This window comes from Hydrogenophaga sp. GW101-3F08, assembly GCF_059424585.1.
Genome location: NZ_JBWKZP010000001.1, coordinates 1,060,235 through 1,075,722 on the forward strand (window position 1 = coordinate 1,060,235; position 15,488 = coordinate 1,075,722).

Annotated in this window: 15 protein-coding genes; 14 read left to right on the forward strand and 1 reads right to left on the reverse strand. The window is 68.4% G+C overall.

All coding sequences use genetic code 11. The annotated features are described in order from the left end of the window. Positions 1-17: 17 nt before the first annotated feature. From bktB to AC07YZ_RS05265, 3 genes are all read left to right on the forward strand, one after another. Positions 18-1,202 carry a beta-ketothiolase BktB gene (gene bktB, locus AC07YZ_RS05255; protein ID WP_226492461.1) on the forward strand — a complete coding sequence of 395 codons (1,185 nt, stop codon included), beginning with the start codon at positions 18-20 and terminating at the stop codon, positions 1,200-1,202. Between the two features lie 147 nt (positions 1,203-1,349). Beyond that, positions 1,350-2,741, forward strand: a complete 1,392-nt coding sequence (locus AC07YZ_RS05260; protein WP_494793977.1) for an AAA family ATPase — start codon at positions 1,350-1,352, stop codon at positions 2,739-2,741. After that, positions 2,738-4,276, forward strand: coding sequence for a VWA domain-containing protein (locus AC07YZ_RS05265; protein ID WP_494793978.1), 1,539 nt, complete (start codon positions 2,738-2,740; stop codon positions 4,274-4,276). The genes AC07YZ_RS05260 and AC07YZ_RS05265 overlap by 4 nt, the downstream gene beginning before the upstream one ends. A 34-nt stretch (positions 4,277-4,310) precedes the next feature. On the opposite strand, the gene AC07YZ_RS05270 is transcribed toward AC07YZ_RS05265, so the two are convergent. Continuing rightward, positions 4,311-5,051, reverse strand: a complete 741-nt coding sequence (locus AC07YZ_RS05270; RefSeq protein ID WP_494793979.1) for a 2OG-Fe dioxygenase family protein — start codon at positions 5,049-5,051, stop codon at positions 4,311-4,313. Positions 5,052-5,217: 166 nt separating this feature from the next. Here AC07YZ_RS05270 and AC07YZ_RS05275 point away from each other — a divergent pair, with 166 nt between their 5' ends. From AC07YZ_RS05275 to AC07YZ_RS05325, 11 genes are all read left to right on the forward strand, one after another. Next, positions 5,218-5,664 carry a bacteriohemerythrin gene (locus AC07YZ_RS05275; protein ID WP_494793980.1) on the forward strand — a complete coding sequence of 149 codons (447 nt, stop codon included), beginning with the start codon at positions 5,218-5,220 and terminating at the stop codon, positions 5,662-5,664. 126 nt (positions 5,665-5,790) lie between these two features. After that, on the forward strand, positions 5,791-6,645 hold the full coding sequence (locus tag AC07YZ_RS05280; protein WP_226492456.1) for a DUF2189 domain-containing protein: 855 nt from the start codon (positions 5,791-5,793) through the stop codon (positions 6,643-6,645). A gap of 350 nt (positions 6,646-6,995) precedes the next feature. Then, positions 6,996-8,081, forward strand: a complete 1,086-nt coding sequence (locus tag AC07YZ_RS05285) for an ABC transporter ATP-binding protein (RefSeq protein WP_494793981.1) — start codon at positions 6,996-6,998, stop codon at positions 8,079-8,081. A 146-nt stretch (positions 8,082-8,227) separates the two neighbouring features. Continuing rightward, the gene (locus AC07YZ_RS05290) at positions 8,228-9,256 is read left to right on the forward strand and encodes an ABC transporter substrate-binding protein (protein ID WP_494793982.1); all 1,029 of its coding nucleotides are present in this window, start codon (positions 8,228-8,230) and stop codon (positions 9,254-9,256) included. Next, positions 9,256-10,566 (forward strand): ABC transporter permease, encoded by a 1,311-nt coding sequence (locus AC07YZ_RS05295; RefSeq protein ID WP_494793983.1) that lies wholly within the window; start codon positions 9,256-9,258, stop codon positions 10,564-10,566. The genes AC07YZ_RS05290 and AC07YZ_RS05295 overlap by 1 nt, the downstream gene beginning before the upstream one ends. A 12-nt stretch (positions 10,567-10,578) precedes the next feature. Then, complete coding sequence (locus AC07YZ_RS05300) at positions 10,579-11,397, forward strand: ABC transporter permease (RefSeq protein WP_226492452.1); 819 nt, start codon at positions 10,579-10,581, stop codon at positions 11,395-11,397. A gap of 22 nt (positions 11,398-11,419) precedes the next feature. Then, positions 11,420-12,268: an isocitrate lyase/PEP mutase family protein gene (locus AC07YZ_RS05305; RefSeq protein ID WP_494793984.1), complete on the forward strand. Its 849-nt coding sequence runs from the start codon at positions 11,420-11,422 to the stop codon at positions 12,266-12,268. A gap of 33 nt (positions 12,269-12,301) precedes the next feature. Further along, on the forward strand, positions 12,302-12,907 hold the full coding sequence (locus AC07YZ_RS05310; RefSeq protein ID WP_494793985.1) for a GNAT family N-acetyltransferase: 606 nt from the start codon (positions 12,302-12,304) through the stop codon (positions 12,905-12,907). Positions 12,908-13,007: 100 nt separating this feature from the next. Continuing rightward, positions 13,008-13,967: an agmatinase gene (speB, locus tag AC07YZ_RS05315; protein ID WP_494793986.1), complete on the forward strand. Its 960-nt coding sequence runs from the start codon at positions 13,008-13,010 to the stop codon at positions 13,965-13,967. Between the two features lie 26 nt (positions 13,968-13,993). Continuing rightward, on the forward strand, positions 13,994-14,278 hold the full coding sequence (locus tag AC07YZ_RS05320) for a cupin domain-containing protein (RefSeq protein ID WP_226492448.1): 285 nt from the start codon (positions 13,994-13,996) through the stop codon (positions 14,276-14,278). A gap of 84 nt (positions 14,279-14,362) precedes the next feature. Then, the gene (locus AC07YZ_RS05325) at positions 14,363-15,439 is read left to right on the forward strand and encodes an ABC transporter substrate-binding protein (RefSeq protein WP_494793987.1); all 1,077 of its coding nucleotides are present in this window, start codon (positions 14,363-14,365) and stop codon (positions 15,437-15,439) included. Positions 15,440-15,488: the final 49 nt, after the last annotated feature.

The window sequence follows — 15,488 nt, forward strand, 5'->3', positions numbered from 1 at the left end:
CCTGTCTGGAGACCCCCATGAGCCGAGAAGTCGTCATCGTCAGCGCCGCCCGCACCGCCATTGGCACCTTTGGTGGCAGCCTGAAAGACGTGCCCCCCACCGAACTCGGCGCGCTGGTCGTCAAGGAAACCCTGGCCCGCGCCCAGCTCGACGGCAAGGACGTGGGCCACGTGGTGTTCGGCCACGTGGTCAACACCGAACCCAAGGACATGTACCTCTCGCGCGTGGCCGCCATCAACGGCGGCTGCGCCGAAGGCACGCCCGCCTTCAACGTCAACCGCCTCTGCGGCTCGGGCCTGCAGGCCATCGTCTCGGCCTCGCAGTCCATCTTGCTGGGCGATGCCGACATCGCCATTGGTGGCGGCGCCGAGTGCATGAGCCGCGCGCCGTTTGCCTCGCTCAACATGCGCTGGGGCGCCCGCATGGGCGACACCAAGATGGTGGACATGATGGTCGGCGCGCTGCACGACCCGTTCCACACCATCCACATGGGCGTGACGGCCGAAAACATCGCCGCCAAGTGGGGCATCAGCCGCGAAGACCAGGACCAGCTGGCCCTGGAAAGCCACAACCGCGCCCAGCGCGCCACCGAAGAAGGCCGCTTCAAGGAACAGATCGTTCCGGTCATGCTCAAGAGCCGCAAGGGTGAAGTGGCCTACGCCACCGACGAGCACTTCCGCCCCAACTGCGGCATGGAAGAACTGGCCAAGCTCAAACCGGTGTTCGTGAAGGAAAACGGCACCGTCACCGCCGGCAACGCCTCGGGCATCAACGACGCGGCCGCCGCCGTGGTGCTGATGGAGGCCGCCACCGCCAAGGCGCGCGGCCTGGCGCCGCTGGCGCGACTGGTGGCCTACGCCCACGCCGGCGTGGACCCGAAGTACATGGGCATCGGCCCGGTGCCGGCCTCGAAGCTGGCGCTGCAGAAGGCCGGCCTGACCGTCAACGACCTCGACGTGATCGAAGCCAACGAAGCCTTCGCCGCCCAGGCCTGCGCCGTGTCCAGAGACCTCGGCCTGGACCCGGCCAAGGTCAACCCCAACGGCTCGGGCATTTCACTCGGCCACCCCATCGGCGCCACCGGCGCGTTGATCACCGTGAAGGCGCTGTACGAGCTGCAGCGCATCAACGGCCGCTACGCGCTGGTGACGATGTGCATCGGTGGCGGTCAGGGTATCGCCGCGGTGTTCGAGCGGGTGTGAACACCCGCCCCCCCCGCGCCGCTTCGCGTCACCCCCCGGAGGGGGGCGATGCGAGTGGCCCGGCAAAGCCGGTTCCACCGCATCCTGGGTGGGGCACGCGCTCCGGACACTCTGAGTTTTTTGTGAAACCGTTCGCACCCGCTTCAAATGACGAGTGAACACACCACTGGCGCTACCTGGGCGCCCATGCTGGACGAACTGGAGCGCGGCCTGTTGCAGCGCGACGTGGCCGCCCGTGCGCTGCTGCTGGCGGCGCTGGCGGGCGAGCACGTGCTGCTGCTGGGCCCGCCCGGCACCGCCAAGAGCGAGCTCGCGCGCCGCCTGCAGCGCCTGTTGCCCGGCGCGCACTACTTTGAGCGCCTGCTCACCCGCTTCACCGTGCCCGAGGAGCTGTTCGGTCCGTTGTCGCTGCGCGCGCTCGAAGAGGACCGCTACGAGCGCCTGACCGAGGGCTACCTGCCGAGCGCCGAGGTGGCGTTTCTCGACGAGGTGTTCAAGGCCAACTCGGCCATCCTCAACACCCTGCTCGGCCTGCTGCATGAGCGCCAGTTCGACAACGGCAGCCAGCGCCTGCCGGTGCCGCTGGTGTGCCTGGTGGGCGCCAGCAACGAGGTGCCGCAGGACGAAAGCCTGCACGCGTTCTACGACCGCTTCCTGCTGCGCGTGCCGGTGCAGCCGGTGGACGACGCGCATTTCACCGCCCTGCTGCTGGCCGATGCGCCAGGCGCGGGCGGCACCCCGGCCAATGCGCTGATCGACCCTGCGGTGGTGGACGCCCTGCGCGAGCGTGCGCCGCAAGTCCCGCTGGGGGAGGCCGCGCTGGCGCTGCTGCTGCAGGCCCGACAACACGCCAGCGAGAGCGGGCAGACCGTGTCCGACCGGCGCTGGCGCCAGTTGGTCGCGCTGCTGCAGCTGCAGGCCGCGAGCCGCCAGGCCAGCGAGGTCGGCCCCTGGGACCTGTGGCTGCTGCCCTTCGTGCTGGCCGCCGACCCGGCGCAGGTGCCCGGCTGGACCGGGTTGTTCCTGCACAGCGTGGCCCGGACCGCACCGATTGCCGTGCAGGGTCTGGAGCGCGCGGTGCAGGCGTTCGAACAGCAGCTCGACACCGAGCGCCGCGCCCCGCCCGACGCGCAGGACGACAGCGCGGGCAAGCTGGCACTGGCGCGCGCCATCAGCCGGCCGGGCGAAGAAAGCGAGATGCTGCGCATCACCAGCGAGCGCGCCCAGCGCCGCTACAGCCCCGTGCACATCGAAGCGCGTGTGGCGCAGTGCGACGAACTGCTGGAGCGGCTGATGGCACTGCACGGCGAGTGGCTGGCGGTGGCGCGCGAGGTGCTGGCCCAGGCCCGCGCGCACGCCTGGCTGCCACCGTCCTGGCTGCTGGAGATCGAGGCCGTGCACGCCGAGCGCTGCGGCCACCTGGCCAGCCTGTGCGCGCAGCACCAGTCCACGCGCAACGGCTTCGCGGCCTTGCCGGTGGAGGTGGATGCCGCCGCGCCATCATCGGCACCGGCGCCGGTACAGTGGGAATCCCCGTGAAGGCTTCGACAGGCTCGGCCCGAACGAGTGGATCGGTCGACACCGCGCCAACGCCCACCGTTCGCCCTGTGCCTGTCGAAGGGCAGAACTTTCCCGACCAGCCCTACCACCACCTCGACGCCCTGCCGCGCGAACTCTGGCGCTGGGCCGTGGTGTGCAGCAGCGGCCACGCGGCGCGGCGCGTCCCCGAGCTGGCGCAGTGGGCGCGTGCGCTGATGGACGGCGCCCTGCCCGATGCGGCGCACGACTTCGGCGACGCCGCCGCCACCCAGGCGCTGCGCCCGCTGCTGACCGAGCTCGATCTGCTCACCCTCACGCGCCAGAGCGCGCCGCTCACCCGGCAGCTGCTGCAAAGTCTGATGTGGCACTTGGACAGCCTGATCGACCGACCCGCCGACGAACCCCGCGCACAGGCCATCACCCGCATGCAGGCGGTGTTCCGCGAGAGCTGGGACCTGCAGCGCAAAGGCTGGGACGAGGCGCTGGCGCTGCTGCAGTCGCTGGGCGATCTGGCGCACCTGCGCTGGGACGACCTGGCCGGCCAGCTCAACCGGCGCGAGTGGCAGGAAGCGCGCCGCATCGGCGAGCTGCTGCAGCGTCTGCCGGCGCTGGCGGCGTTCATCGACGGCGTGGGCCGGCGCGCGTACGAACCCCGGCACCCGCCGGCCCACACCGCCCGGCCCGACCCGGCGCCCGACGCGCAAGCCGCGCAGCGCCCCGCCGACGACGAAGAACGCCGCCCCGAGCCCACCGCGGTGGACGGCGTGCGCCGCTCACGCAACCTCGCCCGCATGACCGGCGGCGAAAGCCTGAACCTCACCCACCCGGTGCTGCACCGACTGTGGCGCGCGCGTTTTGCCGAAGCCCAGTTGCTGAGCTACGACGACCGCGCCCGCGAACATTCCCCGCGCCCCCTGCCGCGCCCCGAACCGCAGCCCCAGCGCCGACAAGCGGCGCACGCCGGGCGTGGCCCGCTGATCGTCTGCCTGGACACCTCGGGCTCGATGCGCGGCGCACCGGAAAACGTGGCCAAGGCCTGCGTGCTGCAGGCCCTGCGCAGCGCCCACACCGGCCAGCGCGCCTGCCGGCTGCTGGCCTTTGGCGGCCCCAGCGAGCTGCTGGAGCGCGACCTCACGCTCGACGCCGCCGGGCTGGAACACCTGCTGGACCTGATGGGCCAGAGCTTCGACGGCGGCACCGACGTGCAATCTCCCATCGAACGCGCCATCGAACTGGTGCAGACCGCCGGCTGGCAGGAAGCCGACCTGCTGATCGTGAGCGACGGCGAGTTCGGCGTCACGCCCGCCACCCTGCAGCGTCTGCGCGCGGCCAAGGAGCGGCTGGCGCTGCGCGCGCACGGCGTGCTGATCGGCGACCGCGAAACCATCGGCCTGATGGAAGTCTGCGACCACCTGTACTGGGTGCGTGAATGGCGCCGCTACGGCAGCGGCGCCGCCGCGGTGGGCGAGAACTTCTCGCCGGTGCACAGCCGCAGCCTGACCGCCCTGTATTTCCCGAACGCAATCAGGAGGTAAGCCCCCCTGGAAGGCCAACCGATAAACACCGGGATCAGTCGCCCTGGAAGCCGCCCGCGCGGTAGGTCAGCACCAGGGTGTCGCGCCAGCCAAAGCCATCGGCCTGCAATGGCTGGATCGGGGTGCTTTCGTGGATGACGCGCTGGTCGTCGAGCAGCAGCAGCGACCAGGGTTCGAGCAGCGTGAAGCGCTGGCCGGCCGGCCCGTTGGCCTCGAACACGCGGCTCTCGCCGCCCTTGATGAGGTGGCGCTCCAGCATGAACACCGCCACCAGGTCCACACCGTCGCGGTGCGCGCCTTCCGGCGTGGGCCGGCCGATGCCGTCGGTGGTGTCGATGCGAAAAGTGTGCGCCTCCACGAACCAGGGCTGCTCGCCGCGCAGGGCCGAGACCACCGCCCCCACCCGCCCCAGCAAGCGTGGCCACACCGGGCGCGCCACCAGCGCCGGGTCCATGGGCTCGAACAGGCGCTGCATGCCGCCGTGCAGGGCGTTGTATTCCAGCGGCTGCCAGTGGGCGCGGTGCGGCACCTGCTGCACCTGTTCCCCCCGCACCTCGAAACAGCTGTGGCGCCGCCGGCGGTAGTGCCCGCCGTCCTTCAGGTAGCCATCGGCCGGCAGATCGTTCCAGCCACTGTGCAGCGCCTGCAGTTCGTCCGGCGTGGCGGACAGCCACTGCCGCACATCGGCGGCACTGATCAGGGCAAACCCTTGGGTCTTCAGGCTCTGGTCGAGCCCGGCCAGGGGCACATAAGGTGGCTGGAATTGGCTGGTCATGGGCAGGCAGTGTAGCGGGCAGCCCGCCAGCGGCCCCGCTCCGTGGGGCAGGCGTAACAGGCGGTTAATGCCTGTTCACCACCGTGTGCAATTCCTGCGCTGGATCAAATCCACACCCTGCGGGTGCTGTCAAGCTTTCGACCACAGATTGGATTTGGAGGCTGTCATGAACACTGTTGAATGGTCCGATGCGCTGCTGCTGGATTACGAGCCCATGGACACCGTGCACCGGGAGTTCGTGGACCTTCTGGCGGCGGCGCAGAACGCGTCCGACACGGCACTGCCGCAAACCTGGGCCGCGGTCGTCGCCCACACGGTGCGCCACTTTGGCCGCGAGGACGAATGGATGCAACGCACCGGCTTCGCCTCGGCCGACAACCACATCCTGCAGCACCGGGTGGTGCTCAACCTGCTGCGCGAAGGCCTGGCGATGGCCCAGGCCGGCCAGATGGATCCGGTGCGCGAGATGGCCGGCGAGTTGGCGGTCTGGTTCGCCAAGCACACCCAGACGCTGGACGCGGCGCTGGCGCTGCACATGCGCCGCGAGCCCCCGCCGGTGAGCACGGCGCACCGCCCGCGCGGCGGGCGCGGCGCCCACGCGTCCCCCGGATAGACCGCGCCCGCCGGCCCGGGCGGGCAGGTCCGCGGCCCGATCCCCACAACCCTCACGGGTATCGGGTAAACCATGTGCGTGCCACATGCGGTGGTGGCTATATTGCTCCGACAGAAGGAGACCGCCATGGCCGAAGCCATCCACGCTGACGCGTCGCACGACGACCCGTCCGAGCCCGGCACGCCCGAGGCCGCACCACCAGCGCAGCCTGCCAACGCCGAACAACGCGGCCCCTCGGTTTTCGCCCTGACGCTGGCCGACCTGAGCCCGTCCGACCCGGTGCGCTGGCTTCGCCTGGGCTGGGCCGACTTCCAGCGCTGCCCGCGCATCGGTCTGTTCTACGGCCTGTGCTTCTTCGCCATGGGCCACGCCTTGCTGGCGGTGTTCCAGAACGCCCCTGCCTATGTGCTGGCGCTGAGCGCCGGCTTCCTGCTGATGGGGCCGTTCCTGTGCCTGGGCCTGTACGACGCGAGCAAGGCCATGCAGACTTACGACCACCGGCCTTCGCTGCGCGCGTCCCTGCTGGCGTGGCGGCCGACCAAGGGCACCATGGGCATCTTCGCCGGCGTGTTGCTGATCCTCGAACTGCTCTGGGGACGGGCCTCGCTGGTGGTGTTTGCCGTCACCTTCAACACCATGCCTTCGACCGAGAAGCTGCTGCCGCAACTCATCAACCCGGAGAACCTCGGCTTCCTGATCACCTACACCATCGTGGGCGGCATCTTCGCCGGCCTGATCTTCGTCACCAGCGTGATCTCGATCCCGATGATCATGGACCGCGAGACCGACGCGATCTCGGCCGGCCTCACCAGCATCCGCGCCTGCCTGCAGAACCCGGGCGTCATGCTGATCTGGGGCGCGCTGATCACGGTGCTGATCGGTCTGGCCATGCTGCCGGTGTTCCTCGGCCTGCTGATCGTGGGCCCGGTGATCGGCCACGCCACCTGGCACGCCTACCGCCACATCGTGCCAGCCCCCTGATCGATGGCCTGAACGTTCCGTTGTTGTGGGGAGCCGACGATCGGCCCGGCGCGCCGGTGCCGGTTCGACGCCCTGAGTTGCCCGCTGTACCGGGGGCAAGTTGCTAGCAGGTGGCCACGGGCCCGCCAGATGTCGCCTGGAGCGCGGCTGAAATGCGCCGAAACGGGGCCAAAACCGGGCCCGGCTCACCACCCTGGGGCGCCCGTTTTCCGCAGTGCACCATAAGGGTTTTTGTGTACAGGAGTCGGTCGCTGTACAGTGGGCCGGCGCCACAGCACATCTGTATATGTTGACATCGTGTCACGGGCATTACAGTCGCGCCATCGTCACCTGCGAAAGCGTTTGTCTGCATGGAATCCGCACAAGCCCTCGTCACCTTCACCGGTGTCCAAAAAACCTACGATGGCGACACCCTCGTGGTTCGCGACCTGAATCTGGAGATCCAGAAGGGGGAGTTCCTCTCGCTGCTCGGCCCCTCGGGCTCGGGCAAGACCACCACGCTGATGATGCTGGCCGGCTTCGAGTCGCCCACCTCGGGCGAGATCAGCCTGAACGGCGTACCGATCACCCGCACCCCGCCGCACAAGCGCAACTTCGGCATGGTGTTCCAGAACTACGCACTGTTCCCGCACATGACGGTGGCCGACAACATCGCCTACCCGCTGACCGTGCGCAAGCTGGGCAAGGACGAGCGTGAGGCCAAAGTCAAGCGCGCGCTGGACATGGTGCAGATGGGCCACATGGGCAGCCGCTACCCCGGCCAGCTCTCGGGTGGCCAGCAGCAGCGCGTGGCGCTGGCCCGCGCCCTGGTGTTCGACCCGCAGCTGGTGCTGATGGACGAGCCACTGGGCGCACTGGACAAGCAGCTGCGCGAGCACATGCAGCTGGAGTTGAAGGCGCTGCACCGCCGCCTGGGCGTGACCTTCGTCTACGTCACGCACGACCAGTCGGAAGCGCTCACCATGTCCGACCGCGTGGCGGTGTTCAGCGAAGGCGTGATCCAGCAGATCGACCAGGTGGACCGGCTCTACGAAACCCCGTCCAACCGATTCGTGGCCAGCTTCGTGGGCGACAACTCGGTGCTCGACGCCAAGGTGCTGCAGACCTCGGGCGCGCAGTGCGACGTGCAGCTGGGCGACGGCACCGTGCTCACCGGCATCAACGTCAACCAGGCCCAGGTCGGCGAGACGGTGCAATGCAGCGTGCGCCCCGAGCGCATCGCGGTGCTCAACGGGGCCGGCGGCCCCAGCGGCAACCGGCTCGACGCGGCCCTGGGCGACGTGATCTATTTCGGCGACCACCTGCGCCTGCGCTGCCTGGTCACCCAGCAGCCCGAGATCAGCGTCAAAGTGCCGCTGCAGCACGTCGGCCACATGGATCCGGGCCAATCGATTGGCCTGCACATCCCACCCGAGCACCTGCGGATATACCGATGACCCCCCTGCGCCGCTTCGCGTCTTCCCCCCTGGGGGACGCAGCCTGTGGCCCGGCGAAGCCGGTTCCACGGCTGCCCCAGTGAAGACACGCTCCGGTGCACCCCTGCTTTTCCTTCACCCGTTCCTCAACCCAGGAGATCCTCCCCATGAAACTCAAACCCGTCCTGTTGGCCGTGGCCGTGATGGCCAGCCTGCCCGCTTTCGCCCAAAGCCAGCTCACCGTAGTGAACTTCGGCGGCGCCAACGGTGCCGCCCAGAAGAAGGCCTATTTCGAGCCCTTCGAAAAAACCGGTGCCAAGGTGGTGCCGGTGGAATACAACGGCGAACAAGCCAAGATCAAGGCCATGGTCGAGGCCAAGAAGGTCACCTGGGACGTGGTCGAAGTCGAGAGCCCGGACCTGAGCCGCGGCTGTGACGAAGGCCTGTTCGAGAAGATGGACTGGGCCAAGGTCGGCAACAAGGCCGACTTCCAGAAGGCCGCCGTGCACGAGTGCGGCGTGGGCACCTTCGTGTGGTCCACCGTGATGGCCTACGACGGCGACAAGCTCAAGACCGCGCCCACCACCTGGGCCGATTTCTGGGACGTGAAGAAATTCCCGGGCAAGCGCGGCATGCGCAAAGGCGCGCGCTACAACCTCGAATTCGCCCTGATGGCCGACGGCGTCAAGACCGCCGACGTCTACAAGGTGCTGGCCACCAAGGAAGGCGCCGAGCGCGCGTTCAAGAAGCTGACCGAGCTCAAGCCCAACATCCAGTGGTGGGAAGCCGGCGCGCAGCCGCCGCAGTTCCTGGTCGCGGGCGACGTGGCCATGACCACCGCCTACAACGGCCGCATCGACGCCGCCCAGCGCGAAGGCAAGAACCTCAAGATCACCTGGACCGGCGGCATCTACGACCTGGACTACTGGGTCATGCCCAAGGGCACGCCCAACAAGGACGCCGCCCTGAAGTTCATCGCCATGGCCAGCTCGCCCGACGCGCAGGCCGAATACGCCAAGAACATCAGCTACGGCCCGACCAACAACAAGGCCCTGACCAAGCTCGACGCCAAGGTGCTGGGCATGCTGCCCACCTCGCCGGCCAACAGCAAGGACGCGCTGCAGTTCGGCATCGGCTTCTGGGCCGACCAGGGTGAAGCCCTGGAGAAACGCTTCTCCGCCTGGGCCGCGCAGTGATGGCGAACAGCGGAACCACCCAGCCATTGGCCGGCACGCTCCCGTCCGGGCCGGCGTCCCTCGGGGCACCCGGCAGCGCCGGGGCCGGCGGCACCGGCAGCCTGGCCCGGCAGTTGCGCCGTGCCGATCGGCGCAAGAAGCTGCGCGCACTGGCGCTCACGCTGCCGTTGCTGGCGTTTTTGCTGGTGTTCTTTCTGGTTCCGCTGGCGTCACTGCTCGTGCGGGCGGTTGAAAACCCGGAAGTGGCCGACGCCCTGCCCCGCACGGGGCAGGCGCTGGCCGACTGGGACCGCAACAGCCCGCCCCCCGCCGCTGCCTTCGCAGCGGTGCTGGCCGACCTCTCGGCCATTGAAGAGACCGCGCAGGCCGGCGTGCTGGCCCGCCGCCTCAACAGCGAAGTGGCCGGCGCGCGCTCGCTGGTCATGGGCACCTACCGCGCCCTGCCCCTGGGCGACAACCTGGGCCCCGACGAAGCCCGCGCCAAACTGATCGAACACGACGCGCGCTGGGAAGAGTTGCCCTACTGGCAGACCATCGCCAAGAACAGCTCGCGCTGGACACCCGACTACCTGCTGACCGCGATCGACTTCAAGCGCAACGCGCAAGGCGACATCGAACGCGTGGGCGCCGGCGAAGCCGCCTTCAGCGACATCCTGGGCCGCACCTTCCAGATCAGCGCCATTGTCACGGTGATCGCCCTGTTGATGGCCTACCCGCTCGCCTACTGGCTCTCCACGCTCTCCGAGCGCAAAGCCAACGTGCTGCTGATCCTGGTGCTGCTGCCGTTCTGGACCTCGGTGCTGGTGCGCATCGCGGCCTGGATCGTGCTGCTGCAGAACAACGGCCTGGTCAACCGGTTCCTGATCTGGCTGGGCGCCACCGATGCGCCCATTCCCCTGCTGTTCAATCGCCTGGGTGTGATCGTCGCCATGGTGCACATCCTGCTGCCCTTTGCCATCCTGCCGCTGTACAGCGTCATGAAATCGGTGCCCTCCAACTACCTGCGGGCCGCCGTGTCGCTGGGCAGCCCGCCGCTGGCGGCGTTCTTCCGCGTCTACCTGCCGCAGACCTACCCCGGCGTGGCCGCCGGTGGTCTGCTGGTCTTCATCACCAGCATCGGCTACTACGTCACCCCCGCCCTGCTCGGTGGCCCGGGCGACCAGATGCTGAGCTACTACGTGGCGCAGTACACCAACGTCGAAGTCAACTGGGGCATGGCCTGCGCGCTCGGTGGCGTGCTGCTGACGGCCACCATGGTGCTGTACGTGCTCTACCGCAAGGTCTCAAAGGCCGAACTGAGCCTGGGTTGAAAGCCATCCGCCATGAAACTCCTGCCCGTCTTCCCCGCCTACTACAAGCTGCTCGACAAGCTCGGCTGGTTTGCCCTGCGCGGCACCGGCATCGCCGTGCTGGCCTACCTGCTGTTGCCGGTGGTGGTGATCATTCCGCTGTCGTTCAGCGACTCGTCCTTTCTGGCCTACCCCATCGAAGGCTGGTCGCTGCAGTGGTACCGCGAGATGTGGAATTCGTCCGACTGGGCGCGTGCCACCCGCAACAGCTTCATCGTGGCCCCGCTGGCCACCCTGCTCGCCACGGTACTGGGCACGCTCGCCGCCGTGGGGCTGTCGCAAAGCCGGTTCTTCGGCAAGGGCTTCATCACCGGCCTGCTGATCGCGCCCATGGTGGTGCCGATCGTGGTGGTCGGCGTGAGCAGCTACCTGTACTTCGCCAGATGGGGCCTGAACGACACCTATCTGGGCCTGGTGATCGTGCACGCAGCGCTGGGTGCGCCCTTCGTGGTCACCACCGTGCTGGCCACGTTGCAGAGCTTCAACCACAACCTGGTCAAGGCCAGCCTGAGCCTGGGCGCGAGCCCGCTGGAAACCTTCTTCCGCGTCACGCTGCCGGTCATCGCGCCCGGGGTGATCTCGGGCGCGTTGTTCGCGTTCGCCACCTCGTTCGACGAGGTCGTGGTCACGCTGTTCCTCGCCGGCCCCGAGCAGGTCACGCTGCCGCGCCAGATGTTCACCGGCATCCGCGAAAACATCTCGCCCACCATCGCCGCCGTTGCCACGCTGCTGATCCTGTTCACCACCGCGCTCATGCTCACGCTGGAGTGGCTGCGCGGGCGCCGCAAGTGAAAGGCCCCCTGGGGCTCGATCCATGAACACCGCAGAAAAGGCCACCGCTTTCAGGAATCTGCATGGGAACAGCGGCTGCTTCCTGATGCCCAATGCCTGGGACGCGGGCAGCGCCCGCATCCTGTCGGCCCAGGGGTTCTCGGCACTGGGCACCACCAGCGCCGGCATCGCGTTTTCACGCGGGCTTCCGGACGGCGCGGAGGCCCTCGGTCGCGCCGAGATGATGGACGCCGTGCACCGCATCGCCTCATCGGTCTCGGTGCCCGTCAGCGCCGACCTGGAGGCGGGCTTCGGTACCGGCCCGGACGAGGTGGCGCAAACCGTTGCCATGGCCATCCAGGCCGGCGCCGTTGGCGGCAACATCGAGGATGCCAGCCCCGACAGCCCAACCGGTCTGTACGACCTGGCACTCGCCGTTGACCGCATTCGCGCGGCACGCGCCGCAAGCCCCTGGTTCACGCTCACCGCGAGGACAGACACCTGCCTGACCGGTGGTGCACAGGCCCTGCCGCAGGCCATCGAACGGTGCCAGGCCTTCGTGGAGGCGGGCGCGGATTGCGTCTTTGTTCCAGGCCTGACGACCGCCGCTGACATCGAACGGCTGGTCCACGAAGTGCCCGCGCCGGTCAATGTCGTGATGGGACTGGCTTCGTCTTCGTTGACGGTGGCGGACCTGCGCGGCCTGGGCGTGCGGCGCATCAGCGTCGGGGGCAGCCTCGCGCGCGCCAGCCTCGGACTGGTCCGCCGAGCCGCACGGACCATGCTGGAACACGGGCGGTTCGACCACGCTGAACAGCAGATTCCAGACGCCGAGCTCTGTGGCTTCTTTGCCCTGGATGACGCCACCGCCAGGCGCCAGGGCCCCTACTGAGCAACCGGCCAGCACCCCTCAAAATCCTCCCCCATGACCTTCACCGCCGACACCACCCTGACCGGCCAGCACGCCAAGCTGGTGCCCTTGCGCCCTGCCCACCACGACGACCTGATCGAGGCCGTTCGCGACGGCGAACTCTGGAAGCTCTGGTACACCAGCGTCCCCACACCCGAGGGCATGGCCGCCGAAATCGAACGCCGCCTGGGCCTGCAGAAAACCGGCAGCATGCTGCCGTTCGCGGTGCTGGACGCCAGCGGCAAGGCGGTCGGCATGACCACCTTCATGAACATCGACGCCGCCAACCGCCGGGTCGAGATCGGCTCCACCTGGTACCGCACCGCCGTGCAGCGCGGCCCGCTCAACACCGAGTGCAAGCGCCTGCTGTTGACCCACGCGTTCGAGACGCTGGACTGCATCGCGGTGGAGTTCCGCACCCACTTCTTCAACCACCAGAGCCGGCGCGGCATCGAGCGCCTGGGCGCCAAGCTCGACGGCGTACTGCGTTCGCACCAGATCAACCGCCACCCTGACGCGCAGGGCGCGCTGCGCGACACCTGCGTTTACAGCATCCTGGCCGGTGAATGGCCGACCGTGAAGGCCCATCTGGATTACCAGCTGACACGCCCCCGAACATGAAACACCCCCTGCGCCGCTTCGCGTCTTCCCCCTTCAGGGGGACCGCACCAGTGGCCCGGCAAAGCCGGTTCCACGGCGCGTGCTGGTGAAGACACCGCATATGCCCCATCCCACCCATTTCAACCAGCCGCTGGGCGGCAACGTCATGCCGCGTTTCGGTGGCCTGGCCAGCATGATGCGGCTACCGGTCGCGACCAGTGCCCACGGCCTGAACGCCGGCTTCGTCGGCGTGCCCCTGGACACCGGCACCAGCCACCGCCCGGGCGCGCGCTTCGGTCCGCGCCAGATCCGCGCCGAGTCGTGCCTGATCCGCCCCTACAACATGGCGACCGGCGCCGCGCCCTTCGACGCGCTGCAGGTGGCCGACCTCGGCGACGTGGCCATCAACACCTACAACCTGCTGAAGTCGGTGGACCTCATCGAGCAGCACTACCGCCCCATCATTGAGGCCGGCTGCATCCCGCTCACGCTGGGCGGCGACCACACCATCGCCCTGCCCATCCTGCGCGCCATGAAGGCGACACACGGCCCGGTGGCGATGATCCACGTGGACGCGCACGCCGACGTGAACCCCGACATGTTCGGCGAGGCCATTGCCCACGGCACCCCCTTCCGCCGTGCGGTGGAAGAAGGCCTGCTGATCGACGACAAGGTCTGGCAGATCGGCTTGCGCGGCAGCGGTTATTCGGCCGACGATTTCGACTGGCCGCGCCAGCAGGGCTTCACCATCGTGCCCGCGCACGAGGTCTGGTGGACCAGCCTGGCGCCGCTGATGGCGCAGATCCGCGACAAGATCGGCCCCGACACGCCCACCTACCTGAGCTTCGACATCGACGGCATCGACCCGGCCTACGCCGGTGGCACCGGCACGCCCGAGATCGGTGGCCTGACCGTGCCGCAGGCGCTGGAGATCGTGCGCGGCAGCCGAGGCCTGAATCTGGTGGGCTGCGATCTGGTCGAGGTCTCGCCCGCCTACGACACCAGCGGCAACACCGCCCTGCTGGGCGCCAACCTGCTGTTTGAGATGCTCTGCGTGTTGCCCGGCGTGGCCTACCGCTGAAGCCCCTTTGCCACAAGGAAGACCCCATGAGCCGCCCCCAAGCCGTTCCCACCGTGCAGATCTCCAATGAACGCGTCATCGTCACCGAGTGGCGTTTCGCACCCGGCGCGGAAACCGGCTGGCACCGCCACGCGCACGACTATGTGGTCGTCCCCATGACCGGTGGCGAACTGCTGCTGGAAACCCCAGAAGGCCACCGCACGTCGCCATTGACGCCGGGACAGTCCTACACGCGCAACGTCGGCGTGGAACACAACGTCATCAACCCCACGCAACACGAAGTCGTGTTCGTGGAAATCGAAATGCGCTGAACGCCTGCCGTCGCCCCACCACCCGACCAGATTCATCCGGCGGGCCTGAAGCCCCATGGCGGACCCCGCCGAAGCCCCATCACCATGCCATCCCCACGCCTTTTTCTGCTGGCCCTCGCACTCCCCGTGATGGCATCGGCCCAGACGGCACCCTTGGTGGTCGCCAATTTCGGCGGCGCCAACGGCAAGGCCCAGGAAGTCGCGTTCCTCAAACCCTTTGCCCGTGAATCGAACTCGGCCGCCCAGGGCGTGGAGTACGACGGCGACCTCGGCGCGGTGCGCAAGATGGTGCAGGCCAGGAACCCCACCTGGGACGTGGTCGAGGTGGAGTCGTCGGAACTGACCGTGGGCTGCAAGGAAGGTCTGTTCGAGCCCTTCGACAAGGCCCAGGTCAAGAACGCGTCGATGCTCATGCCCGGCAGCGTGCAGGCCTGCGGTGTCGGCGCTTTCGTCTGGTCGACCGTGCTGGCCTACAACAGCGCGACGCTGAAGACCGCACCGACCGGCTGGGTCGATTTCTGGGACGTCAAGAGATTTCCGGGCAAGCGCGGCATGCGCAAGGGCGCCCGCTACAACCTCGAATTCGCGTTGATGGCCGACGGTGTGCACCGCCGCGACGTCTACGCCACGCTGGGCACCGAGGCCGGCCTGCAGCGTGCGCTCAACAAGTTGCAGCAGCTCAAGCCCCACATCGTCTGGTGGGAATCGGGCTCACAACCGCCCAAGGCGCTGGCCAGCGGCGAATGGGTCATGAGCACGGCCTACAACGGGCGCATCTCGGCCGCCGTGGCCGACGGTGCTGATGGCCTGACCATCGCCTGGAACGACGCGATCTACGACCTCGACTACTGGGCCATCGTCAAGGGCTCGCCCCGTGCCGACCGGGCGCGCGCCTTCGTGAACTTCGCGACGTCGGACCCGGCGCAACTGGCCTTCTCGCGCGAGATCACCTACGGCCCGACCAACTACAACGCGATCCTCGCTTACGACACCGGCCGCAAGCGAGTGCTCGACGACAAGCACCTGATCGACCTGTCGATGGCGCCCAGCGACCTGCCCTCGGCCCCCGGCAACCTGCGTCGCTCGCTGGCTTTCAGCCCGTCATACTGGGTGAGCAACGGTGCGCAGATCGAAAAGAAGCTGGCCGAGCTGCTGAAGTGAATCCCGATCCAGACCCCGCGAAGCCGGAGGCGCCGCATCACCCTCCGGC